This window comes from Bacillus sp. Cr_A10 (assembly GCF_029222665.1).
GTDB lineage: Bacteria > Bacillota > Bacilli > Bacillales_A > Planococcaceae > Psychrobacillus.
In genome coordinates, this window is the sequence record NZ_JARHXR010000011.1 from 109661 (window position 1) to 133249 (window position 23589).

Below are 23589 nucleotides of genomic sequence, written 5' to 3' on the forward strand. Positions count from 1 at the left end.
ATTTCGACAAAAAAACTGCCAAGAAGATAAAAATCTTCTTGGCAGTTTCTAAAATATGGGCGTTTTAGAATTTCTTGTTAACGCCAAACACTAGAAATAATATTTGTTTGTGTACGATCTGGTCCTACTGAGAAGATAGAGATTGGTACACCTGTCAGCTGTGAAATACGCTCTAAATAATGACGAGCCGTTTCAGGTAGTTCATCAAGTGTTTTACATTTTGTAATATCTTCGCTCCAACCTGGTAGCTCTTCATATACTGGCTCACACTCTGCAAGAATGCGAAGATTAGCTGGGTATTCTGTAATTAATTCACCTTTGTATTTGTATGCAGTACAAAGTTTTACAGTTTTTAAACCAGTTAATACATCAATCGAGTTAACAGTCAAATCTGTTAATCCACTAACGCGACGAGCATGTCTAATAACTACCGTATCAAACCAACCAATACGACGTGGTCTTCCTGTAGTTGTTCCATATTCTTTACCAACTTCACGAATTTGACTACCAACTTCATCAAATAATTCTGTCGGGAACGGGCCATCTCCTACACGAGAAGTGTACGCTTTACATACTCCAACAACATGTGAAATTTTTGTTGGACCTACACCAGCACCAATAGTTACCCCACCAGCCACTGGGTTAGAGGAGGTAACAAAAGGATATGTACCTTGGTCAATATCAAGCATAACACCTTGTGCGCCTTCAAATAATACACGACGGCCTTCATCTAAAGCGTCATTTAATACTTTTGAAGTATCTGTTACGTATTTTTCAATTTCTTGTCCATAGCCATAAAACTCTTCTAGAATTTCATCCACAGTGAACCCTTTTGTTTCATAAAACTTCTCGAACATTCTATTTTTTTCTTCTAAATTACGCTCTAATTTTTCTTTAAACACTTCGTAATCAAGTAAGTCTGCAATTCGAATACCAACACGTGCAGCTTTGTCCATATAAGCTGGACCAATCCCTTTACCAGTTGTCCCGATTTTATTTGCACCTCTACGTGCTTCTTCTACTTCATCTTGTTTCAAATGGTAGGGAAGAATTACGTGCGCACGATTAGAAATACGAAGGTTTTCTGTAGTGATTCCTCGATCATGTAAACCTTTAAGCTCTTTTACAAGTGCTCTTGGGTCCACTACCATCCCATTTCCGATAACTGAGATTTTATCCTTGTAAAAAATACCGGAAGGAATAAGGTGAAGTTTGTATGTTTCTCCACCAAAAATAATTGTATGGCCCGCATTATTACCGCCTTGGTAACGTGCGATTACTTCTGAATTCTCGGAAAGAAAGTCTGTTATCTTCCCTTTACCTTCGTCTCCCCATTGTGTACCTACTACTACTACTGATGGCATTGCCAACACCTCCGTCAGACATTTTATATGTCCTGATTCAAACAGTGTAATTGTACCAAGCTATGGTCTCATAGTCAACCGATATTAGGTAAAAACACGAACATATAAATGTAATAAAACATTTATCGTTCGTGTTCTTACCATTTCTTATGCTGGAGGAGCTTGATGCTGACTCCAATCAATGTTAACAAATTTGTTAAATTCCTTCACAAACGCTAGAGTAACTGTACCAGTTGGACCGTTACGTTGTTTTGCAATGATAATTTCAATCATGTTTTGATTTTCTGTTTCTTTATCGTAATAATCTTCACGATACAAGAATGAAACAATATCTGCATCTTGCTCAATCGATCCAGATTCACGTAAATCGGACATCATTGGTCTCTTGTCTTGTCGCTGCTCCACACCACGAGAGAGCTGCGATAATGCAATAACAGGTACTTGTAGCTCCCTAGCTAGTCCTTTTAATGAACGTGAAATTTCTGATACCTCTTGCTGTCTATTGGCTTGGCTGCCGCCACTACCTTGGATTAGCTGCAAGTAATCAATTAGAATCATTCCTAAACCAGATTCTTGTTTTAATCTACGGCATTTGGAGCGTATTTCATTTACACGAATACCAGGGGTATCATCAATATATATTCCTGCATTCGATAAACTACCCATTGCCATTGTTAGTTTTCGCCAATCTTCCGTCGTTAAAGAGCCTGTACGTAATACTTGGGCATCTATATTTCCCTCTGCACAAAGTATACGCATAACTAACTGTTCAGCACCCATCTCTAGGCTAAAAATAGCTACATTTTCATCGGTTTTAGTTGCCACATTTTGCGCAACATTCAATGCGAATGCAGTTTTCCCTACGGATGGACGAGCTGCTACGATAATTAAATCATTTCGTTGGAATCCAGCAGTTATTTTATCTAAATCTCGGAATCCTGTTGGAATACCTGTAACATCGCCTTTTCTCGAATGAAGTTTTTCGATGTTATCATATGTTTCCACCAAAACGTCTTTAATATGCTGAAAATCACCAGCATTTTTTCTGTTGGCAACTTCCATCATTTTTCGTTCAGCCTCAGATAATAGGGCCTCAACTTCGTCTTCTCTTGTAAATCCATCTTCTACAATCGTTGTAGCCACTCGTATTAAACGGCGTAGGATTGATTTTTCTTCTACAATTTTTGCGTAATGTCCGATGTTTGCTGCTGTAGGTACTGCATTTGCTATCTCACTTATGTAAGAAATACCACCAACATCTTCTAATTCTTTTTTGGAAGATAGTTCTTCCGTTACGGTAACAACATCAATTGCTTTCCCTTGATCGCTTAAACGAAGCATCGTTTGGAAAATTTTCTGATGGGCTACTCGGAAAAAGTCTTCCGGCATTACTATTTCCGCTGCTGTTATTAACGCTTGCGGTTCTAAAAATATTGCTCCAATGACAGACTGCTCAGCTTCTTGGTTATGTGGTGGCACACGGTCCAATAATGGATCGCTCATTGACCTCTCTCCTTACGCTTCTTCTGTTACATGTACTTTTAAAGTAGCCACTACTTCGTGATGTAGTTTAACTGGAACATTTGTATAACCTAATGCACGAATTGCATCATCAAGCTCCATTTTACGTTTATCTATTTTAATTCCATGTGATTTTTCTAATTGTGCTGCGATTTGTTTTGTTGTTACTGAACCAAACAAACGTCCATCGTTACCAGACTTTGCTTTCAATTCAACTGTTAATTGTTCTAAACGTTCTTTTAACTTTTTCGCTTCAGCTAGTTCCTCTGCTGCTTCTTTTTCTGATTTTTTCTTTTGGCCTTCTAATGCACTTATTGCTGCTGCATTTGCTTCAACAGCAAGTTTATTTTTTAATAAAAAATTATGTGCATATCCGTCTGCCACTTCTTTAACTTCACCTTTTTTACCTTTACCTTTTACATCTTTTAAAAATACTACTCTCATTCCCCTGTTCCTCCTTCTAATGTCTCTTCAATTGCTGTTTTTAGCATATTAATAGCTTCATCAATTGTCGCATTTTCTAGTTGGCACGCAGCATTGGTTAAATGACCACCACCGCTTAATCTTTCCATTATTAACTGTACATTTACGTCGCCTAGAGATCTTGCACTAATTCCAATAATTGAATCAGTTCTATAACCAACTACAAACGAAGCTGATATATTATTCATTGTTAATAGAATATCTGCAGTTTGTGCGAGTAATACTTGGCTATAGGAAGCATTTTCTGCGCCATGCGCAATAGCAATACCTGGCTTAAAAAATTCTACTGTTTGAACAATTTTAGAACGTTCAATATACGTATCTATATCTTCTTTTAACAACCTTTGTACTAAAACAGTATCTGCACCTTGTGTTCGAAGATAAGACGCTGCTTCAAAGGTTCTAGCACCTGTACGAAGCGTGAAACTCTTAGTATCTACAATTATTCCTGCAAGCATAGAGGTAGCTTCAAGCATTGTTATTTTTTCATTCTTCGGTTGGTATTCTATTAACTCTGTTACCAGTTCTGCCGTCGAGGATGCATATGGTTCCATATACACAAGTAAAGTATTGGAAATGAACTCCTCACCTCTTCGATGGTGATCAATGACAACTCTCTTTTCTGCTCTATTTAATAATTTTTCATCTATAACAAGACTAGGTTTATGTGTATCCACTACTACTAATAAAGTTTTATCGGTCATTCTATTAATAGCTTCTTCTGGACTAATAAAACGCTCAAAAAGCTCCGGTTTTCCTTTAATTTCATCCATTAATCGGAGAACACTTTTGTCTAATTCATTAAAATCGATTACTACATAACCTTCGACCTTATTCATTTGAGCCATTTTTCTAACCCCTACTGCTGCTCCAATGGCATCCATATCCGGCAACCTGTGGCCCATAACAAATACTTGATCACTATCCTGGATTAAATCACGAAGAGCATGTGAAATCACTCGCGCTCTTACACGCGTCCTTTTTTCTACGGGGTTTGTTTTTCCACCATAAAATTTTACTTTTCCATTTGGTTGTTTTATCGCTACTTGATCTCCTCCTCTTCCAAGTACTAGATCCAAGCTCGATTGTGATAGTTCTCCCAGTTCGACTAACGAAGTAGATCCCGCACCTACCCCTACACTTAACGTTAAGGAGAAGCCAAATTTAGAAGTAGTTTCTCGTATATCATCTAATATAGAGAATTTATTTTTTTCAAGCTCTACGAGAATTGATTCATTGAATACAGCTAGGAAGCGATCAGAGGAAATTCTTTTTACGTATATACCGTACTTAGCTCCCCAGTCATTTACACAAGAAGTAACAATACTATTTAACTGTCCTCTTGTTTGATCGTCCATACCTTGTGCGATTTCATCGTAATTATCGATGTAGAGAACAGCAATAACCGTTCTATCTCCGTAATACAACGATTCAATTTCTACTTGTTCCGTTATATCAAAGAAGTATAGTAATTTTTCTTCCGCCTTATAAAATACTTTATAATCATTGTTATCTAAGGAAATCGTAATCTCTTTCGAATCCTCTTGCTTAATAAGCTGTTGAAAGTCTTTTGATATAGACAGAAGCTCTTCACCAATAATCGTATCGAACGGAAGCTTTTGAGTCATATAGGGATTTGCCCATTCAATGATATATTGATCATTTATCAATAATATACCGATTGGCATTTCGAGCAATGCTTCTTCTCCGACTTTTTTCATTCGATAAGATAGGGTTTCGATATGTCTTTCCGTTTCTTCGTAAACCCTCTTTTCTAAAATCCATCCATATATAGATACTCCAATAACTAATAAAGCGAATAATAACCCAACGATTAAATTGTTAGACAGGAGTAAATAAGATGCAACCCCTCCGAGAAGCATAAACAAAATGAGTGGATATCGAATTGGTCGTTTTCTAAAAAAAGACGCCACCTGATCAGCTCCTTATTTTTTGTGCCTGCCTTGTAAATAACTTCTCAAATTAAATCCTAAGTCAAAAACACCTAGTATAATGGTAAACGTAAATAACGGTATGGCTAAAAATGTTCCAAGAATTGCCGTCCACCTTGGATAGCCTTGTAAATGAAAATAATAGTGAATCAATGAAACCCCTTGTAAAAACAATAGAGCTCGCAAAATAAACATAGCGTTGACCGTTGCCATATACCCAAATGATCCAATCTCATAAGAAATGATCAAAGTTAAAATGGATACGATTAAATAATACCATAACACCGCTTTAGGTAGTTTAAAATGCATAAACTTTGGAAACTTAGGTACTTTAATTTTCAGTTTCCTTAATAACGGTAAATTAATGGACAAATAGATAAACGCAGTGGCAAACATTGTTGCAATAAAATAAGACGGCATCATTGTTTGAACTAATTGTAAGCTCTGTGCCACCATTTCATCATAATTCTTTGGTAGCTGTCCAACAGAAGCCATTATATTTCCTACTTGTTCGTAGTATATTTCAATGCCTTCGAAAAATTGCTCCAGAATATTAATATTCAGAATCAAAATAGAAATTATGTATTGTACAGCTGTCATTAGTAATAAAAAAATCCCAGAAGTCATTAGAAGATACAGTTTTGACTTATGATTTCTAATAGAATCTCCGATGATCAACCCTAGTGGTGCAACAATTAATGCAAATATAAAACCGAAAATACCGCCAATAATAAAGGAGATAACTAAACCAATCAACGTTACATATACTGCATATTTTCTTTCAAATTTGGCGCTAAACCAAGCAATTGGTAAGGGCACAATAAATGAAGTGATAAATCCTAAAAACGGAATATACACGGACATTGCTAAAAGGATAGCAAATAGTGCAATCATCATTGCTCCATATGTTAAATAGCTTGTCTGATTTTTTTGCATGAGGGACCTTCCTTTGTTGTAATCATCTTTTCATTGTAACAGATTTCTTCTTACAACTAAATTTCTTTTGTTTAGGCTAGAAATAATAGGTAATTAAACAATAAAAAAAAGACCGGTTTCCCGGTCCTTACTATTTTTAAACTTATCTCTCTTCAGAAGTAAATGGTAGTAATGCCATTATACGAGATACTTTGATAGCTCTTGTTAACTTACGTTGGTACTTCGCGCTAGTTCCTGTCACACGACGTGGAAGAATTTTTCCACGTTCTGACACGAATTTTTTCAACAAATCTACATCTTTATAATCAATGTGTGTAATGTTGTTAGCTGTGAAGTAACAAACTTTACGGCGTCTTTTGCCTCCGCGACGTGGTGCCATAATAGGTTGCCTCCTTTTCGATTAAAGTAAAAGTGTATGAAGTCCTTTTAAAACGGTAGATCGTCATCCGATACTTCGATTGGCCCGCTACTGTTTGCAAATGGATCTTCGTCTACACGTGTATAATTTTGCTGATTCATTGGTTGGTTTTGCTGATATGTCGGATATGGATTTTGCTGTTGTCCACCACCAAACGATTGTCCGCCTTGGCTACGGTCTCCAGAACTACTATTACGTGGTTCTAAGAACTGTACGCTGTCTGCAACAACATCAGTAGTATAAACACGTTTACCATCTTGTCCTTCATAACTGCCTGTTTGAATACGCCCTTCAACACCTGCTAAACTTCCCTTTTTCAAGAAGTTAGCTGTGTTTTCCGCTTGCTTTCTCCAAACGACACAGTTGATAAAATCAGCTTCTCTTTCACCCTGTTGGTTGGAGAATGTTCGATTTACAGCTAGTGTAAATCTTGCCATTGCAACACCACTTGGTGTATAGCGAAGTTCCGGATCTTTTGTTAGTCTTCCAACTAAAACGACACGGTTAATCATCAGTGTTCAACCTCCCTCTCTCAGCTTTTGTTAGTCGATTTTATTATTTATCGTCGATACGAACAGCAATGTGACGGATAATGTCTTCATTGATGTTAGCTAAACGAGTGTATTCATCGATTGCTTGAGAATCAGCGTTTGCTTTAACGATTTGGTAGTAACCTTCACGTAAGTCATTGATTTCATAAGCTAAGCGGCGTTTGCCCCACTCTTTTGATTCGATGATTTCTGCACCATTTGAAGTTAAGATTTCGTTGAAACGCTCAACTAAAGCTTTCTTCGCATCTTCTTCAATTGTTGGTTGAATAATGTACATTAATTCGTACTTTCTCATCTATTTACACCTCCCTATGGTCTTTGGCCGACTGCTTACAGCCGACAAGGAGCAAGTAATGTTATTACTCACATCAATGAATTGTAACACAAATTATTTTTTATATCAAGATTCATTACCAATCTTTTCACATTTCCTGTATATTTATTTTTAACGTTAGTGAAAGGACGTAAAAAAGTCCTTAGTGTATTTAACTCGGAGGCGTTGATCATGGAAAATAAAGAGGATATCTTAACCATTATTGATATCGATTTAAAAAAAGTTGCTTGGTTTAGTCTGATAATAACTGTACTCTTATCGATTTTAGGATTAGTTATTTATAGTTGGTTACACGATGGCTTCAACATAAATTTTTCAATTGTAGATTTACTATTATTTTTTTTAGGTTATGTGTTGTTAATTGTTTTCCATGAATGTTTTCATTTAATTGGTTTCTGGTTTTTCGGGAAAGCCCCATGGAGCAGTATGGATTACGGTGTCAATCTTAAACTGGGTATTGCCTATGCAACAACCAATTTACCTATTGTAAATAGTGCAATGAAAAAAGCATTATTACTTCCTTTTTGGATGACAGGAGTCCTTCCCATGCTTCTCGGATACTGGGTAGAATCACCAGGATTAGTCTTATTAGGAGCATGGTTAGTTGCAGGTGCTGCCGGAGACTTTGCTATGTATAAAGAATTAATAAAATATCCAGCTCATCTGCTTATAAAAGATGATCCTGTAGCGCCGAAGTTATACGTATTAAACAGCAAAAAATCAGAGCAGTAAATAAGCTGACATCTAGATACCTTTTGTCATTTTATGTATTTACCAGGTCAATCATCAATCCCTAACTGTTCACGTTCAGTTTTGATTCCTTGTGATTATCTGTTTTATGTAGAGCCTTATTTTATATAATTATATAATTACTCAATATATTATTGATTGGAGCGAAGGCGGCGACTCCAGCGGGAAAAGCGGGACAGACGAGACCCTGGACTGAGCTTTGCGAAGGAAGCGGCTCGGCCCCGCCCGCGGAAAGCGTCCGCCGGGAGCGGAAATCACAATTCTATTTATCATAGTTTTTATTGAAAAAAAACAGGTCAGCATTTTAGCTGACCTGTTTTGTATTATACGTTAAAACGGAACAACATTACGTCTCCATCTTGTACAACATATTCTTTACCTTCTAAACGAACCTTACCTGCTTCTTTGGCTGATGCCATGGAGCCAGTTGCTACTAAATCATCGTAAGCAACTGTTTCTGCACGAATAAACCCTTTTTCAAAATCTGAATGGATAACTCCTGCACATTGAGGAGCCTTCATACCTTTGCGGAATGTCCAAGCACGTACTTCCTGTACACCTGCAGTAAAGTACGTAGCAAGGCCAAGAAGCGAATAGGATGCTTTGATTAATTGATCTAATCCAGATTCCTCAATACCTAACTCTTCTAGGAACATAGATTTTTCGTCGTCCTCTAGAGCAGCCATTTCTTCTTCAATTTTTGCACAAATAACGATAACTTGTGCTCCTTCTTCTGCTGCAAATTCACGCACTTTTTGTACATATTCATTTTCATCTGCTGCCATAATATCGTCTTCTGATACATTGGCAACGTATAATATTGGTTTTATCGTCAATAGATGAAGTCCCTTTACAACTCGAAGTTCCTCTTCTGTGAAGTCAACAGATCTACCTGGTTTTCCTTCTTCAAAAGCTTCTTTTAAACGTGTTAAAATTGGTTCTTCCACCATTGCATCTTTATCTTTTTGTTTCGCCATTTTAACAACTCGTGCCAAACGCTTATCAACACTTTCTAAGTCTGCTAAAATTAATTCCAAATTAATAACTTCAATATCCGCGATAGGGTCTACTTTTCCTGAAACATGCGTAATATTATCATCTTGGAAGCAACGAACTACTTGGCAAATGGCATCTACTTCTCTAATATGGGCTAAGAACTTGTTTCCAAGACCTTCCCCTTTACTTGCACCAGCTACAATTCCAGCGATATCTGTAAATTCAAATGCCGTTGGAACAGTTTTCTTTGGTACTACTAATTCAGTTAATTTATCTAAACGAGCATCAGGAACTTCCACAATCCCTACGTTTGGATCAATTGTAGCGAATGGATAGTTTGCAGCAAGTGCTCCTGCTTTTGTTATTGCATTAAATAGTGTAGATTTTCCTACGTTCGGTAATCCTACAATTCCTGCAGTTAATGCCATGTATGGTCACAACCCTTCTATTTTCTAAACCAACAAAAATTATATATAACCTGTTCATTATATTGATTTTAACGCTAAAAGTCTATCCTTACTCCGTATCAGCTTGCACTAATAGTTTTTTCATCTTTTTCTCAAATTCTTTTCGTGGAATCATTACACTATGCTGACAACCTTCACATTTTATACGAATATCTGCCCCCATACGAATGATTTTCCACGCATTCGTGCCACAAGGATGTTGTTTTTTCATTTCGACAATATCATTTAATTGAAATTTTTTACTATCCATTTTAACACCTACTCTTTTTTACTTTGGTATAAAACCATTTTTGGATAAGGAATTTCAATCCCCTTTTCATCGAGGTAATTCTTTATATCTCTACGGATATTTCTTGCAACTCCATGTTGTTGATTAGGTAGAGTTTCTGCAACAACTCTTAATATTACTTCGGTTGCTGCCACATTCTGCACTCCAAGTAAATCTGGAACCTTTACCAGCTCCTCATATTTACTAGGTAAATCTTGTAAAAATTCTCTAATCATATTTTCTACTGATTGAATATCCGATTCGTAAGAGATGCTAATATCTATTAAAGCTAATGAATTATAAATGGAGTAATTGATAACTTCTGAAATATTTCCATTTGGAATAATATGCAATTCTCCTGTATAACTTTTTACTTTCGTTGTTCTTAGACCAATTTCTAAAACTACCCCTGTAGATTGCCCAATCATCACTTGATCACCAACAGCAAACTGATCTTCAAATACTATAAAAAAACCTGTGATAACGTCTTTTACTAAACTCTGTGCACCAAACCCTACTGCTAGACCAAGAATACCTGCCCCCGCTAATAATCCTGCTACATTAATATTAAAGGTCGATAATACTGCTAAGATTGCCGTAAAATAAACGGCATAAGCTAATATATTTTGAAGCAACTTCAATAAAGTATTTTGTCTACGTTCAGAATATGCTAATGGACTTCTTTCTCTTACGGAAAACACTCTCTTAAGGAGCCTCTTCCCAACTCTCACCACAATAGCTGAAGCAATCAATATAAAGATTACTTTCAAAGCTATTAATCCAAGATTTATCCAAGTTTGTTCATTTAATATTAATTTTTTTAAATATGTGTATGATACTTCTGTGTTCATATTATTCTTTATGTCACCTTTCTGAATAAATAGTTTCTTATTTACATATACTGTTTTAAAAAAGAAAGTGAGTCTCTATATGAATTTTCAAGCAGCAGAGATAAAAGAATCATCTACTATCAATTATAAAGAAACAGGCGTTGTATGGAAACTAAGCAACTTTTTCTTAGATCAAATCCCTTTTGATCATCCAAACTTAGTTTTTTGTTGCATTGGAACTGATCGTTCAACAGGAGATGCACTCGGACCAATGACAGGCTCTTTCTTAACACAGCTTTCTTCTTTTCCTTTTCAGATTGTTGGAACACTCGACAATCCATTACACGCTTTAAATATTGAGGAAATAACACAAGAATTACTTGATTCCCCATCGAAACCTTTTATTATTGCCATTGATGCTTGTCTTGGTAATTCAGGGAACATCGGTCAAATAATTGTACATCCAGGTCCCTTATATCCAGGAAAAGCAGTCAAAAAAGAATTACCACCTATCGGTGAGATTTCCATTAAAGCAGTCGTAAATATTGGAGGCTTTATGGAATATAATGTACTACAAAGTACGCGTCTAAACATAACATTTGAAATGGGTAAAGTTATTTCTCGCGCACTTTTACTCGCATGGCATAGATATAATTTAAAAATTATAAATAAAAGTAACAGCAATCGCAACTATAACTAAACTAGGCAGTAAATTTGCTACTCTAATTTTTGTTAATCCAAGTAAATTTAATCCTATAGCTATAATCATTATCCCTCCAGTCGCTGTCATTTCTTGTATAAATAATTCAAGTGCAGCTTCTGGAATTAATTTTGTTATCTGAGTAGCGAATAATGCAATTGCACCTTGATATACTGCTACTGGAATGGCTGAGAGTAAGACACCGATCCCTAGAGTTGCAGAAAGTATAATAGATGTAAAACCATCTATTATTCCCTTACTAATTAACAATTCATGGTCATTTTGAAGTCCGCTATTTAATGCTCCAAGTACTCCCATTGCTCCGATGACAAATATTAATGTACCAGTAACAAATCCTTGTGCAATACTGCCTCCCTCGGCAGTTTTAGACCCAAATTTTTGTTCTATGTATTTGCCTAATTTATTTAACCATTTGTCTATGTCAATCCATTCTCCAATTACTCCACCGAATACTAAACAAATAATAATAAGTACAAAATTAGTACTCTCCAAACCCATCTGAATCCCTAAAACGACTACTGCTATCCCGATCGCATACATTACAGTCTGCTTCATATTTTCAGGAATATTTTTTAAAAACCTACCTATTATTGCACCCACTATTATTAATAGTGCATTAACAATAGTTCCTAGTAAAACCATATCTATTTCCTCATTCCTTCTTCTCGAATTGGAAGAGCTTAATGTCTATTAATAATGACTCTGTTATTTCTAATTAATGATATGAAGAATGATGCTGTAGGCACAATGCACATAGACTCTAAAGGGCTAAGTCGCCCCTTTAGGAAATCTGTACATTACAACAGAGAAGCTTCAAAAATATAAAATGCTAATCTATTAAAAGCACAACCTATTTCTAGATACTAGAAATAGGTTGAATTTAATCTTCTAATAGTTGTAATATTCTTTCTAAATCATCCTCTGAAAAAAATTCAATCTCTATCTTACCTTTGTTTTTGTTTTTAACAATAGAGACCGGAGTTCCGAATATTTCTCTTAATTCTGATTCTTTCTCAATAGTAAAGATATCCTTTTTTACAGTAGGTTTTGTTTCACGTGGAACATTCTCATTTAAGCGTTGTACAAGTGCTTCTAATTGTCTAACATTTAAATTTTCTTTTAATGTTTTTAACATGATTAAAGGAATATTCTTTTTCTTTTTTAATCCTAATAGCGCCTTACCGTGTCCCATGGATAGTTCACCATTTGTGATTGCATTTCTTACCTCTTCAGGAAGTGATAACAATCTAATGTGATTAGCGATATGAGGACGGCTTTTACCTAATCTAAAAGCAAGCTGTTCCTGCGTTAAATTTAGGTTTTCCATTAAGTTTTGATAAGCTTCTGCCTCTTCTATAGGTGTTAAATCTTCTCTTTGAAGATTTTCTAGAATGGCTATTTCCATCATTTGCTGATCATTTAATTCACGAATGACAGCAGGTATTTCATCTTGTCCAGCTAGTTCAGATGCACGAAATCTTCTTTCACCAACGACAATTTCATATTTTGAGCCTTTTTTACGTAAGATGATTGGCTGTAATACACCATGTTCTTTTATGGATTCAGAAAGATCTTTCATTGCTTCTTGATCAAAAATTTTTCTTGGTTGATATGGGTTAGGTTTAATTTTATCTAAACTAATTTTATCTACTTTTTCAGCTTTCAAATCTTCCTCTGGAAAAAATGCATTTAGTCCTTTACCCAATGCTTTAGCCATTACGAATCACTTCCTTCGCTAAATCTAAGTATACTTCTGCTCCACGAGACTTTGGATCATAAATTATTATCGGTTCTCCGTGACTTGGTGCTTCACTCAAACGAACATTTCTAGGTATGATTGTCTTATATACTTTCTCTTGGAAGTATTTTTTAACTTCTTCAATTACTTGAATACCTAAATTTGTTCGTGCATCAAACATAGTCAATAGAACTCCATCTATTTCTAAGTTTTTATTTAAGTGTTTCTGTACTAGTCTAATCGTACTTAAAAGTTGGCTTAACCCTTCTAATGCGTAAAACTCACATTGAACAGGAATAATAATAGCATCGGAGGCAGTTAGAGAATTAATCGTTAATAACCCTAATGATGGTGGACAATCAATGATGATATATTCATATTTGTCTTTTACCTCTTGTAGGGCTCTTTTTAATCTTACTTCCCTTGAAATAGTTGAAACGAGCTCTATTTCTGCACCTGCCAAAGATATAGTAGCGGGAACAATATGTAAATTTTCCACTTTTGTTTCCTGTATTGTCTCTAAAACGCTAACGTCATCTATTAATACATCATATATACACTGATTTACATCGCCTTTGTTTACCCCAACTCCACTAGAAGCATTTCCTTGTGGATCAATATCGACAAGTAATACCTTTTTTCCTAAATAAGCAAGGCAGGCACTTAAGTTTACGGATGTAGTAGTCTTTCCTACACCACCTTTTTGATTGGCTATTGCAATAATTCTTCCCACTCTTGCACCCTCTTCTTCTCGTTTTATATTACTCTATTTACATTCTATCAAATTTCAATGAAATTTGGGTGTTATTCTTGTTACAAAAAAAAAACTCTCACATTTAGTTGAGAGAGTTTAAGTAAAATATAAATATATTATGATTTCTTTTTAGGTATTTTTACTGTAATTTGATAAAATTCTTCGGTATCTTCTTCTTCTGTTTTAATACTAATACCACTTTTAGTTACCATAGACAATGAGTGTTTAATCGTATTCAATGCTATTCGAACATCTTTACTAATAGCCTTACGTTTAGGCTTAAGAGTTTTTTTAATATCCTTACTTGGTGGATTTAATATTTGCTCCACATGCTCTTCTAGTTGCTTTACATTCCAATGATTTTCTATAGAAGTATTCATTAACTCTATTTGCATTTCTTTTTCTTTAATTTGCATTAAAGCACGAGCATGCCTTTCAGAAAGATCTTTCCTCATAATTGCTTGTTGAACTTCCTCAGGTAATTTTAACAATCTTAGTTTATTTGCAACAGTTGATTGTCCTTTCCCTAAACGCTGTGCTAATGCCTCTTGGGTTATTTCATGCAACTTTAATAGCTTTTGATAAGCAACAGCTTCTTCTATTGCCGTTAACTCTTCACGTTGTAAGTTTTCTATTAATGCAATAGAAGCTGTTTCTTTGTCATTTAAATTACGAACTATTGCTGGTACCTCTGTCCATTGAAGCTTTGACATAGCTCTAAATCTACGTTCACCAGCAATAATTTCGTATTTATCGTCATCCATCTTTCTAATAACGATTGGTTGAATAACACCATGTGTATGAATAGTTCTAGCCAGCTCTTCAATTTTATCATCATCAAAAACTGTTCTAGGCTGGTATCTATTCGGCACAATCTTATCAATCGCAATATTAACTACTTCTTCAATATGACTTTGTGGTTGTTCCACAATTTCATCTTGTCCTTGCTTTTCGGAACTTCCAAAAAAACGAGAAAAAGGACTTTTCATCTAACAAGCACCACCTTTTCGAAACTCTATACGCTAAATATTCACTATATAAAACTACAATACTATAAATGTTTCACGTGGAACGTTCCTCAATCAAATACGCCCTGACGTATTTGGCATATATTTTGTAAGCAGCTTGATCAATGTACTTACTTACAAAATATATGGCATCCGCCGGAAGTTTTAACCTTTTGAAAAAAGATTAAATAATAGGTGTTTTGTTTGGAATACCAGGTTTTCGAGGGTATCTTTTCGGTGTGCTTTTTGTTTTAGAAAAGACATACAACGTTCTTTCACTGTCTTCAATCGGTAAAAGAAAGGAATACTCTGCGATTTTCTCTGCACCTAATACTTGAAGTGCCTTTTTAGCATCATTTAATTCGTCTAATGCACTCGCTGCTTTCATAGCTATAAATCTTCCATCTACCTTTACTAACGGGATGCATAGTTCTGCGAGAACCGATAATCTTGCAACTGCTCTAGCAGTAACAATATCATAATTTTCTCTATGTTCGGTTTTTTGACCAAATTCTTCTGCTCGTGCATGGACGAAATTTACGTTTGTTAAATTAAGTTCCTTGCTGAGATGAGTTAAAAACTGGATTCTTTTATTTAGTGAATCAACAATTGTAACTTTTAAATTTGGAAAACAAATCTTTAAAGGAATACTAGGAAACCCGGCTCCTGCTCCTACATCACAGACGGAGAAAGAGCCAGTAAAATCTTCATAAAAAGATGCACTAATAGAATCAAAAAAATGTTTTAAATATACAGATGGTTCATCTGTTATAGCGGTTAAATTCATTTTTTCATTCCATTCAACAAGTATTTCAAAATATTTTCTAAATTGTTGTACTTGCTCTGTCGTAAGTTCAATTCCTTTTTCGTGAAGGGCTTGAATAAATTGTTCCTCGTTCATGAAGTTCTCCTTATCAATTTAGACTATCCAGAAATTTTTGCAATTTTCCCCTGTTCAATATAAATAAGTAAAATTGAAATATCTGCTGGATTTACTCCTGAAATTCTAGATGCTTGTGCAATAGACAAAGGTCGTACTTGATTTAATTTTTGTTTAGCTTCTGTAGCCAATCCTGAAATTTCATCATAATCTATTTGATCAGGAATTTTTTTGTCTTCCATTTTTTTGAGCTTTTCTACTTGTTGAAGAGATTTTTCAATATATCCTTCATACTTTACTTGAATCTCTACTTGCTCTTTCTCTTCCTCCATCAATTCCATTTCAGGAGGAGCTAGTTGAGCCACTAAATCATAATGCATTTCTGTACGTTTTAATAAGTCTGCAGCACGAATACCATCTTTTAATTCGCTACCTTCAACACTACGGATTAATTGTTGAGTTTGTTCATTTGGTTTAATCATTAATGAACGCAGTCTATCTAATTCATTTTCAATACGTTGTTTTTTCTCCACAAATTTATCATAGCGTTCTTGCGGAATAAGACCTATTTCGTAACCAATTTCCGTTAAACGTAAATCTGCGTTATCATGTCGAAGTAATAAGCGATATTCAGCACGAGAAGTTAATAAACGATAAGGTTCATTTGTTCCTTTCGTAACTAAATCATCAATTAATACTCCAATATAGGCATCAGATCTACTTAATATTTTTTCTTCTTTTTTAAGAACTCTTAGAGCGGCGTTAATTCCGGCCATTAAACCTTGCCCTGCTGCTTCCTCATAACCAGATGTGCCATTGATTTGTCCTGCAGTATAAAGATTTTTAATTTTTTTCGTTTCAAGTGTTGGCCAAAGCTGTGTTGGAACCATTGCATCATATTCAATTGCGTAACCTGCACGCATCATTTCTGCTTTCTCTAGGCCTGGAACAGAAGCAATCAGGCGACGTTGTACATGCTCTGGTAAACTTGTTGAAAGTCCTTGTACATATACTTCTCGAGTATTTCTTCCTTCTGGCTCTAAAAATATTTGATGGCGTGGTTTATCACTAAAACGTACAATCTTATCTTCGATGGAAGGACAGTATCTTGGTCCTGTACCTTTTATCATACCTGAATACATAGGAGAAAGGTGTAAGTTTTCATTAATAATTTCATGCGTTTCAAGTGTTGTATATGTTAACCAACATGGTAATTGATCCATTATAAACTCAGTTGTCTCAAAGCTGAATGCTCTTGGAACATCATCTCCAGGTTGGATTTCAGTTTTATTATAATCAATTGTTTTACTATTTACACGAGGTGGAGTTCCTGTTTTAAATCGAACTAAATCAAAACCTAAATTACGAATGCTATCTGCTAATTTAATGGATGGCTGTTGATTATTTGGTCCGCTTGAATACTTTAGGTCTCCAATAATTATTTCCCCTCGTAAGAATGTACCTGTTGTAATAACTACTGTTTCTGCGTGGTAAATAGCTCCAACTTGAGTAACGAGCCCAATAATTTTATCATCTTCTACTAGCAATTCTTCTACAACTGCTTGATGGATTGTTAAGTTTTCTTGTTCCTCTAAGAGTCGTTTCATTTCATTTTGATACAGTACTTTATCCGCTTGAGCGCGAAGTGCACGTACAGCAGGACCTTTTCCTGTATTAAGCATTCTCATTTGAATATGCGTTTTATCTATTACTTTTCCCATGGCACCGCCTAATGCGTCAATTTCACGCACAACAATTCCTTTTGCTGGCCCTCCGATGGATGGATTACATGGCATAAATGCAATCATATCAAGATTAATTGTTAAAACAAGTGTTTTAGCACCCATTTTTGCGGATGCAAGTGCTGCTTCTACTCCAGCATGCCCTGCTCCTACAACAATCACATCGAACTTGCCTGCTTCAAAGTTTGGCATGTTCGTTACTTCCTCTCCTATTTTATTTTCCTAAACAAAATTGTGAAAATAACTGATCAATTAAGCTTTCTTCTACCGTATCCCCGGTAATTTCACCTAAAATTTCCCAAGTTCTCGTCACATCAATTTGAATTATATCTACTGGCACATCCGCATGTGCCGCATCAATGGCATCAGTTACAGTTGCTTTTGCTAAATGTAGTAAAGAAATATGACGTGCATTTGAAACATACGTTAAATCAGACGCTTCAATTGTACCTTCGAAGAATAAAGATGCAATTGCTTCTTCTAATTCATCGACTCCTTCTTCTTGTAGTAAAGAAGTAGTAACTACACGTTTGTCCCCTGCTAATCGTTGTACTTCATTAGAATCTATCGACGTAGGTAAGTCTGTTTTATTAATAATAACAATAAAATCCATACCCTGAACTGCTTCAAATAATTTACGGTCTTCTTCTGTTAGCTGCTCCGCATTGTTTAAAACTAGTAGTATAAGATCAGCCTCATTAAGTACTTGCCTAGACTTTTCTACTCCAATACGTTCAACTATATCTTCCGTTTCTCGAATACCCGCTGTATCTACTAATTTTAACGGAACTCCACGTACATTAACATACTCTTCTATTATATCTCGTGTAGTTCCTGCTATATCTGTCACAATTGCTTTATTTTCTTGAATTAAACTATTTAAAAGGGAAGATTTACCTACATTCGGTCTACCAATAATAGCCGTTGAAAGTCCTTCACGAAGAATTTTCCCTTGCGATGAAGTGACTAATAGTTTGTCTATTTCATCCCTTACCCATGTACATTTTTCAATCATTAGTGGCAGAGTCATTTCTTCCACATCATCGTATTCTGGATAATCTATGTTCACTTCTACTTGAGCTAATGTTTCGAGTAGTGCTTGCCTCAATGATTTAATAAGTCTAGATAATCGCCCATCCATTTGCCCTAACGCAACATTCATCGCTTTATCTGTTTTAGCTCTTATTAAATCCATGACAGCTTCGGCTTGTGACAAATCGATTCTCCCGTTTAAAAACGCTCGTTTTGTAAATTCACCAGGCTCAGCTAGTCTCGCACCATTAATCAAAACAAGCTGTAGGACACGATTCACTGATACAAGCCCACCGTGACAGTTAATTTCTACTACATCTTCTCTTGTAAATGTTTTGGGTCCCTTCATCAAAGACAACATTACTTCCTCTACTACCTCTTCTGTCTTTGGATCAACTAAATGCCCATAATGAATGGTATGGGATGCTTGAACAAGTAAATCTTTTCCGTTTGGTGAATAAAATACTTTGTTTGCTATCTGTATTGCATGGGGACCGCTAAGTCTCACTATTGCTATAGCCCCTTCTCCAAGTGGAGTAGAAATAGCAGCTATTGTATCGAATTCCACAAGTGTCCACCTCCTTTACATACTAACTTATCCACATGTGAATAAGTTAAAACGAACATGACTATCTAACATATAACAATAACACAAATCGTCAAAAATCAGAAGTATAGATGATTTTATTTAGTGATCAAAAGTTATCAACATGCAAAGAGAAAAGCGAAAGCACAATATCTTCCCAAACAAACAAATGGAGTTGCGGTAGGTTTGCGCCGAGCTTTTCGTCTAGGTAGTTAGCAATAAGAAAAACGGATTCTAGCTTTTCGTAAGCTAAAATCCGTTTATATTATTTTATTGGCTCGATTACTAAATATCGATTTGGATCTGTTCCAACTGAATAAGTTTCAATATCTACTCGAACAGATAATGCATTATGAATTATTTTTCTTTCAAAAGAAGTCATCGGTTCAAACTCTACTTTGTTACCTGTTCGAACTGCTTTATCTGCCATTCGTTCTGCAAGCTGTTCAAGTGATTCTTGTCGTTTTTCTCTGTAGTTTCCTACATCCAGCTTAATGATAATGAACGAATTAGAAAATTTATTTGCTACGAGCTGCGCCAAACTTTCAAGTGCATTTAATGTTTGTCCACGTTTACCAATAAGTAATGCAGCCTTTTTACTGTTTAATTGAAGGTAAACAAATTTTCCTTCTTTTGTTTGATTGATTTCTAAATCATCAATCTTCATTTCTTTTGCTATTTCATTAATATAGTTAATTGTTTCTTCAATTGCTAAGTGATTCGTACCTTCTAGATTGTCCACTTCATTTGAAGTACTTGGAGAAATCTCTGTTTCATCGTTTACTTCGAGTGTCTCCACTTCTGGTTCATGCACTTCTTCTACTTTTTCTTCATTTATTCGAACAGTTACTTGAACAACTGCAGGTTTTGCTCCAAATCCTAGAAAACCCTTTTTACCTTCATCTAATACTGTAATTGTTACTTCTTGTTTTGATACACCAAGTTTTTGTAATGCAACAGTTATAGCTTCTTCTTTTGTAGGTGCAGTTTGCGTAATCTGATTCATTTTTTTGCCCCTCCCGTTTTGACTGGCTCAGCCTTTGGTTTGTTCCAAGGTTTATAAATGAATAAATTTTGAATGATAGAAATAATATTACCGATTACCCAATACAATGTTAGTGCTGCTGGTAATACGATACCAAAACCAATAATCATAAATGGCATAATATACATCATTATTTTCATTTGAGGATTATCCATCGCTGGACCTGTACGTAAAACGATCAATTGCATAAGACCTGCAAGTACTGCTAAAACAATACTTGGATCTGCAAGTGCAAATCCTAAAAAACTACCTAAGTTAATTTCAGGGGTATTATTCATTCGACTAATTGCATGGTAAAAACCAATTAGAATCGGCATTTGAATAAATATTGGTAAACAACCTGCTGCTGGATTAACTCCTCTTTCTTTAAATAGAGCCATCATTTCTTGTTGATATTTTTGTTGTGTTACAGCATCTTTTGAACTGTACTTTTCTTTTAATTTTTGTAATTCTGGTTGAACTTCTTGCATATTTTTAGAGCTTTTTGTTTGCTTGATCATTAATGGTAGGATTGCTAAACGTATAATAATTGTTACCGCAATAATTCCTAAACCATATGTACCAAGTATTCCTTTGAAGTACGTAATTGCTGAAACTAATGGCCAAACGATATACTCATTCCAAAACCCTTCTGAACTTGAATAGATTGGCTCATTAAATTCCGAACAACCTGCTAGAAATACAGTTGTTACTAGCAGTAAAATTAATAATGATAATTTTTTTTTCAACCTTCTTCCCCCTAATACTTCTTATATATATATCCATTCATTCTATATTACCATTTAACAGAAAATCTTCACTAGTTTTTCTTCTTTATTACCTTAGCAATTTTTAATACATGTTCAAGACTTTTCTTTGTTTCATGAAAGTCTAATTTGGCCGCTGGATTTCTAGCGATAATAATATATTCCATATTTGTATTTACTTCATCTTTTAATTCTAAAAAGGTTTGTCTTATATACCTCTTAATACGATTACGAACTACTGCATTTCCAACTTTCTTACTAACAGATAGACCTACACGAAAAAAATCTTCTTCATGTTCTAAGCAATAAACAACAAATTGTCTATTTGCAAAGGACTTCCCTTTTTTAAATATTGTTTGAAAGTCTTTATTCTTTTTTACTCGTTGTTTCTTATTCATCGGTTCACCTGCTCCAACTCATCGTTATAAAAGAAAAAAAGACCACTGAAATGGTCAGTGGACTTATGCTGATAATACTTTTCTTCCTTTGGCACGGCGTGCTGCTAATACGCGGCGACCGTTTTTAGTACTCATACGTGCGCGGAAACCGTGGTTTTTAGCACGTTTACGGGTATTTGGTTGGAATGTACGTTTCATCTATATGACACCTCCTGAATGATCATCTTAAAAGTTCTACTTTAGACAGTCTACGATATTATATATAAGATGCACGGCTTTTGTCAATTGTTTTTTTGCTATCTCCCTCATTCATATTGAAACTTGGTTATCCACAGATTATAATTTCCTTTCACGAACCATTGTGCATAAAAAATACACGAAAAAAATTATCCACAAACCTTATGAACATGTTTTTAACATAATCATACCTTGTGGACAACTATAATTGTTAATAATCGAACTATTGTGGATAACTCTTAAATCTCTTGTAATCTCTTCATTTTTTTGGTACGATATTTGTGTTTTACTTTTCTAAACCAAAACTGCATCTTATTTTTATCCACAACTGTTAATAATGTGTGGATAAGTTTTTTGCACATACGTTTATAATATTTATCCACAGTCGGTGGATTTGTGTATATCTTATTCTTTTTTTATTTTATACATATTTATTAATCTTAAGAAAAGGAGATTAGATTATTGGAACATTTAGAAGAACTATGGGCTAAAGTTCTCTCTGAAGTAGAAAAAAAGACATCCAAACCTAGTTTTGAAACCTGGTTAAAGTCAACCAAGCTACTTTCATATAAAGGAGAAACAGTAACGATAGCTGCTCCTAATTCATTTGCAAGGGATTGGCTTGAAAATCATTATATTCATCTAATTGCCGGAATATTAACAGAGTTAACAGGAAATGAACTACTTATTTCATTTGTTGTTCCTAAAAATCAGGATTTTGACGACTTTGAAGTTCCTAAACCGAAAGTTCCTTCAAATAATGGAGACCAACCTGATTTTTCACCTGGTATGTTAAATTCAAAAAATACATTCGATACTTTTGTCATTGGATCTGGTAACCGTTTTGCACATGCTGCATCACTGGCTGTAGCAGAAGCACCGGCAAAAGCATATAATCCTCTATTTATATATGGAGGAGTAGGATTAGGTAAAACCCACTTAATGCATGCGATTGGTCATTATGTTCAAGAACACAATCCAAATGCAAAAGTGGTTTATTTATCTTCTGAAAAATTTACAAATGAATTTATTAACTCTATTCGGGATAACAAAACAATCGAATTCCGCAACAAATATCGTAATATCGATGTGCTTTTAATAGATGATATTCAATTCCTTGCAGGAAAAGAATCAACTCAAGAAGAATTTTTTCATACTTTTAATGCTTTACATGAAGAATCAAAACAAATTGTTATTTCAAGTGATCGACCTCCAAAGGAAATCCCAACACTTGAGGATCGTCTTCGTTCCCGATTTGAATGGGGTTTAATAACTGATATTGCACCACCAGACTTAGAAACAAGGATTGCTATTTTGCGTAAAAAAGCACGAGCAGATGGATTAGATATTTCGGATGATGTAATGGCTTATATTGCAAATCAAATTGATTCGAATATTCGAGAACTTGAAGGGGCTCTAATACGAGTAGTGGCTTATTCTTCTCTTATAAATAAAGATATTAATACGGAATTAGCAGCAGAGGCGCTTAAGAATATAATGCCAAACGCTCGTCCACGAATAATTACAATCTTAGATATACAAAAAGTCGTTGGAGAACATTTTCATATAAGGTTAGAAGATTTTAGTGCTAAAAAACGAACTAAATCTATTGCATTTCCTCGACAGGTTGCTATGTATCTCTCGAGAGAGCTTACAGATTTTTCTTTGCCTAAAATAGGAGAAGAATTCGGGGGACGTGATCACACGACTGTGATTCATGCTCACGAGAAAATTGCTCGTATGTTAAAAGATGATGCAAACTTACAAGATGACCTTAAACAAATAAAATCTATTTTAGGACGTTAAAACAATTTGTGGATAAGTTCCTAAAAT

At 35.0% G+C, this 23589-nt stretch carries 25 protein-coding genes; 3 read left to right on the plus strand and 22 right to left on the minus strand.

Features of this window, described 5'->3' with window-relative positions:
• Positions 1-77: 77 nt before the first annotated feature.
• The 8 genes from P2Q73_RS13655 to rpsF form a co-directional block, all read right to left on the minus strand.
• On the minus strand, positions 78-1364 hold the full coding sequence (locus P2Q73_RS13655) for an adenylosuccinate synthase (protein WP_053591153.1): 1287 nt from the start codon (positions 1362-1364) through the stop codon (positions 78-80).
• Positions 1365-1511: 147 nt separating this feature from the next.
• On the minus strand, positions 1512-2867 hold the full coding sequence (gene dnaB, locus P2Q73_RS13660; protein WP_053591152.1) for a replicative DNA helicase: 1356 nt from the start codon (positions 2865-2867) through the stop codon (positions 1512-1514).
• 12 nt (positions 2868-2879) lie between these two features.
• The gene (rplI, locus tag P2Q73_RS13665) at positions 2880-3329 is read right to left on the minus strand and encodes a 50S ribosomal protein L9 (RefSeq protein ID WP_053591151.1); all 450 of its coding nucleotides are present in this window, start codon (positions 3327-3329) and stop codon (positions 2880-2882) included.
• Positions 3326-5302, minus strand: coding sequence for a DHH family phosphoesterase (locus P2Q73_RS13670; RefSeq protein WP_275788148.1), 1977 nt, complete (start codon positions 5300-5302; stop codon positions 3326-3328). Before P2Q73_RS13670 ends, rplI begins: the two co-directional genes overlap by 4 nt.
• A 12-nt stretch (positions 5303-5314) precedes the next feature.
• Positions 5315-6256: a YybS family protein gene (locus tag P2Q73_RS13675; RefSeq protein WP_056831416.1), complete on the minus strand. Its 942-nt coding sequence runs from the start codon at positions 6254-6256 to the stop codon at positions 5315-5317.
• 142 nt (positions 6257-6398) lie between these two features.
• On the minus strand, positions 6399-6638 hold the full coding sequence (rpsR, locus tag P2Q73_RS13680; RefSeq protein ID WP_197275661.1) for a 30S ribosomal protein S18: 240 nt from the start codon (positions 6636-6638) through the stop codon (positions 6399-6401).
• A gap of 44 nt (positions 6639-6682) precedes the next feature.
• Positions 6683-7186 (minus strand): single-stranded DNA-binding protein, encoded by a 504-nt coding sequence (gene ssb / locus P2Q73_RS13685; RefSeq protein ID WP_053591148.1) that lies wholly within the window; start codon positions 7184-7186, stop codon positions 6683-6685.
• Positions 7187-7229: 43 nt separating this feature from the next.
• Complete coding sequence (rpsF, locus tag P2Q73_RS13690) at positions 7230-7520, minus strand: 30S ribosomal protein S6 (RefSeq protein WP_053591147.1); 291 nt, start codon at positions 7518-7520, stop codon at positions 7230-7232.
• 210 nt (positions 7521-7730) lie between these two features.
• On the opposite strand from rpsF, the gene P2Q73_RS13695 reads away from it, so the two are divergent.
• Complete coding sequence (locus tag P2Q73_RS13695) at positions 7731-8291, plus strand: DUF3267 domain-containing protein (RefSeq protein ID WP_275788153.1); 561 nt, start codon at positions 7731-7733, stop codon at positions 8289-8291.
• Between the two features lie 341 nt (positions 8292-8632).
• On the opposite strand, the gene ychF is transcribed toward P2Q73_RS13695, so the two are convergent.
• The 3 genes from ychF to P2Q73_RS13710 form a co-directional block, all read right to left on the minus strand.
• Positions 8633-9733, minus strand: a complete 1101-nt coding sequence (gene ychF, locus P2Q73_RS13700) for a redox-regulated ATPase YchF (RefSeq protein ID WP_275788156.1) — start codon at positions 9731-9733, stop codon at positions 8633-8635.
• Between the two features lie 88 nt (positions 9734-9821).
• On the minus strand, positions 9822-10022 hold the full coding sequence (locus P2Q73_RS13705; protein WP_053591144.1) for a DUF951 domain-containing protein: 201 nt from the start codon (positions 10020-10022) through the stop codon (positions 9822-9824).
• Between the two features lie 8 nt (positions 10023-10030).
• Positions 10031-10891, minus strand: a complete 861-nt coding sequence (locus tag P2Q73_RS13710; protein ID WP_275788160.1) for a mechanosensitive ion channel family protein — start codon at positions 10889-10891, stop codon at positions 10031-10033.
• Positions 10892-10970: 79 nt separating this feature from the next.
• Here P2Q73_RS13710 and yyaC point away from each other — a divergent pair, with 79 nt between their 5' ends.
• On the plus strand, positions 10971-11570 hold the full coding sequence (gene yyaC, locus P2Q73_RS13715; RefSeq protein WP_056831425.1) for a spore protease YyaC: 600 nt from the start codon (positions 10971-10973) through the stop codon (positions 11568-11570).
• Here the strand turns inward: yyaC and P2Q73_RS13720 are convergent.
• From P2Q73_RS13720 to rpmH, 11 genes are all read right to left on the minus strand, one after another.
• Entirely contained in the window at positions 11526-12233 is a 708-nt protein-coding gene (locus tag P2Q73_RS13720; protein ID WP_056831428.1) for a DUF554 domain-containing protein, read from the minus strand. The genes yyaC and P2Q73_RS13720 overlap by 45 nt on opposite strands.
• 238 nt (positions 12234-12471) lie before the next feature.
• Positions 12472-13308 (minus strand): ParB/RepB/Spo0J family partition protein, encoded by an 837-nt coding sequence (locus P2Q73_RS13725; RefSeq protein WP_056831430.1) that lies wholly within the window; start codon positions 13306-13308, stop codon positions 12472-12474.
• Entirely contained in the window at positions 13301-14062 is a 762-nt protein-coding gene (locus P2Q73_RS13730) for a ParA family protein (RefSeq protein ID WP_053591139.1), read from the minus strand. The genes P2Q73_RS13725 and P2Q73_RS13730 overlap by 8 nt, the downstream gene beginning before the upstream one ends.
• A gap of 137 nt (positions 14063-14199) precedes the next feature.
• Positions 14200-15072: a nucleoid occlusion protein gene (gene noc, locus P2Q73_RS13735; protein ID WP_056831432.1), complete on the minus strand. Its 873-nt coding sequence runs from the start codon at positions 15070-15072 to the stop codon at positions 14200-14202.
• 202 nt (positions 15073-15274) lie between these two features.
• Positions 15275-15991 (minus strand): 16S rRNA (guanine(527)-N(7))-methyltransferase RsmG, encoded by a 717-nt coding sequence (gene rsmG / locus P2Q73_RS13740; protein WP_053591137.1) that lies wholly within the window; start codon positions 15989-15991, stop codon positions 15275-15277.
• A gap of 23 nt (positions 15992-16014) precedes the next feature.
• A complete protein-coding gene (mnmG, locus tag P2Q73_RS13745) occupies positions 16015-17904 on the minus strand; it encodes a tRNA uridine-5-carboxymethylaminomethyl(34) synthesis enzyme MnmG (protein ID WP_056831435.1) in 1890 nt (629 codons plus the stop codon).
• A gap of 22 nt (positions 17905-17926) precedes the next feature.
• On the minus strand, positions 17927-19312 hold the full coding sequence (gene mnmE, locus P2Q73_RS13750) for a tRNA uridine-5-carboxymethylaminomethyl(34) synthesis GTPase MnmE (protein ID WP_053591135.1): 1386 nt from the start codon (positions 19310-19312) through the stop codon (positions 17927-17929).
• Positions 19313-19595: 283 nt separating this feature from the next.
• Complete coding sequence (gene jag, locus P2Q73_RS13755) at positions 19596-20336, minus strand: RNA-binding cell elongation regulator Jag/EloR (protein ID WP_053591134.1); 741 nt, start codon at positions 20334-20336, stop codon at positions 19596-19598.
• Positions 20333-21103, minus strand: a complete 771-nt coding sequence (yidC, locus tag P2Q73_RS13760; RefSeq protein WP_053591133.1) for a membrane protein insertase YidC — start codon at positions 21101-21103, stop codon at positions 20333-20335. Before yidC ends, jag begins: the two co-directional genes overlap by 4 nt.
• 71 nt (positions 21104-21174) lie before the next feature.
• Positions 21175-21519, minus strand: coding sequence for a ribonuclease P protein component (gene rnpA / locus P2Q73_RS13765; protein WP_053591132.1), 345 nt, complete (start codon positions 21517-21519; stop codon positions 21175-21177).
• Positions 21520-21582: 63 nt separating this feature from the next.
• Positions 21583-21717 (minus strand): 50S ribosomal protein L34, encoded by a 135-nt coding sequence (rpmH, locus tag P2Q73_RS13770; RefSeq protein ID WP_053591131.1) that lies wholly within the window; start codon positions 21715-21717, stop codon positions 21583-21585.
• Positions 21718-22218: 501 nt separating this feature from the next.
• Here rpmH and dnaA point away from each other — a divergent pair.
• Positions 22219-23562 carry a chromosomal replication initiator protein DnaA gene (gene dnaA / locus P2Q73_RS13775; RefSeq protein WP_053591130.1) on the plus strand — a complete coding sequence of 448 codons (1344 nt, stop codon included), beginning with the start codon at positions 22219-22221 and terminating at the stop codon, positions 23560-23562.
• Positions 23563-23589 lie beyond the last annotated feature (27 nt).

What these genes read in the sequence shown, in the direction of transcription:
- P2Q73_RS13655 (WP_053591153.1), bottom strand. Translation starts at nt 1,364, where the DNA reads ATGCCATCAGTAGTAGTAGTAGGTACACAATGGGGAGACGAAGGTAAA.
- dnaB (WP_053591152.1), bottom strand. Translation starts at nt 2,867, where the DNA reads ATGAGCGATCCATTATTGGACCGTGTGCCACCACATAACCAAGAAGCT.
- rplI (WP_053591151.1), bottom strand. Translation starts at nt 3,329, where the DNA reads ATGAGAGTAGTATTTTTAAAAGATGTAAAAGGTAAAGGTAAAAAAGGT.
- P2Q73_RS13675 (WP_056831416.1), bottom strand. Translation starts at nt 6,256, where the DNA reads ATGCAAAAAAATCAGACAAGCTATTTAACATATGGAGCAATGATGATT.
- ssb (WP_053591148.1), bottom strand. Translation starts at nt 7,186, where the DNA reads ATGATTAACCGTGTCGTTTTAGTTGGAAGACTAACAAAAGATCCGGAA.
- rpsF (WP_053591147.1), bottom strand. Translation starts at nt 7,520, where the DNA reads ATGAGAAAGTACGAATTAATGTACATTATTCAACCAACAATTGAAGAA.
- P2Q73_RS13695 (WP_275788153.1), top strand. Translation starts at nt 7,731, where the DNA reads ATGGAAAATAAAGAGGATATCTTAACCATTATTGATATCGATTTAAAA.
- ychF (WP_275788156.1), bottom strand. Translation starts at nt 9,733, where the DNA reads ATGGCATTAACTGCAGGAATTGTAGGATTACCGAACGTAGGAAAATCT.
- P2Q73_RS13705 (WP_053591144.1), bottom strand. Translation starts at nt 10,022, where the DNA reads ATGGATAGTAAAAAATTTCAATTAAATGATATTGTCGAAATGAAAAAA.
- P2Q73_RS13710 (WP_275788160.1), bottom strand. Translation starts at nt 10,891, where the DNA reads ATGAACACAGAAGTATCATACACATATTTAAAAAAATTAATATTAAAT.
- yyaC (WP_056831425.1), top strand. Translation starts at nt 10,971, where the DNA reads ATGAATTTTCAAGCAGCAGAGATAAAAGAATCATCTACTATCAATTAT.
- P2Q73_RS13720 (WP_056831428.1), bottom strand. Translation starts at nt 12,233, where the DNA reads ATGGTTTTACTAGGAACTATTGTTAATGCACTATTAATAATAGTGGGT.
- P2Q73_RS13725 (WP_056831430.1), bottom strand. Translation starts at nt 13,308, where the DNA reads ATGGCTAAAGCATTGGGTAAAGGACTAAATGCATTTTTTCCAGAGGAA.
- noc (WP_056831432.1), bottom strand. Translation starts at nt 15,072, where the DNA reads ATGAAAAGTCCTTTTTCTCGTTTTTTTGGAAGTTCCGAAAAGCAAGGA.
- rsmG (WP_053591137.1), bottom strand. Translation starts at nt 15,991, where the DNA reads ATGAACGAGGAACAATTTATTCAAGCCCTTCACGAAAAAGGAATTGAA.
- mnmG (WP_056831435.1), bottom strand. Translation starts at nt 17,904, where the DNA reads ATGCCAAACTTTGAAGCAGGCAAGTTCGATGTGATTGTTGTAGGAGCA.
- jag (WP_053591134.1), bottom strand. Translation starts at nt 20,336, where the DNA reads ATGAATCAGATTACGCAAACTGCACCTACAAAAGAAGAAGCTATAACT.
- rnpA (WP_053591132.1), bottom strand. Translation starts at nt 21,519, where the DNA reads ATGAATAAGAAACAACGAGTAAAAAAGAATAAAGACTTTCAAACAATA.
- rpmH (WP_053591131.1), bottom strand. Translation starts at nt 21,717, where the DNA reads ATGAAACGTACATTCCAACCAAATACCCGTAAACGTGCTAAAAACCAC.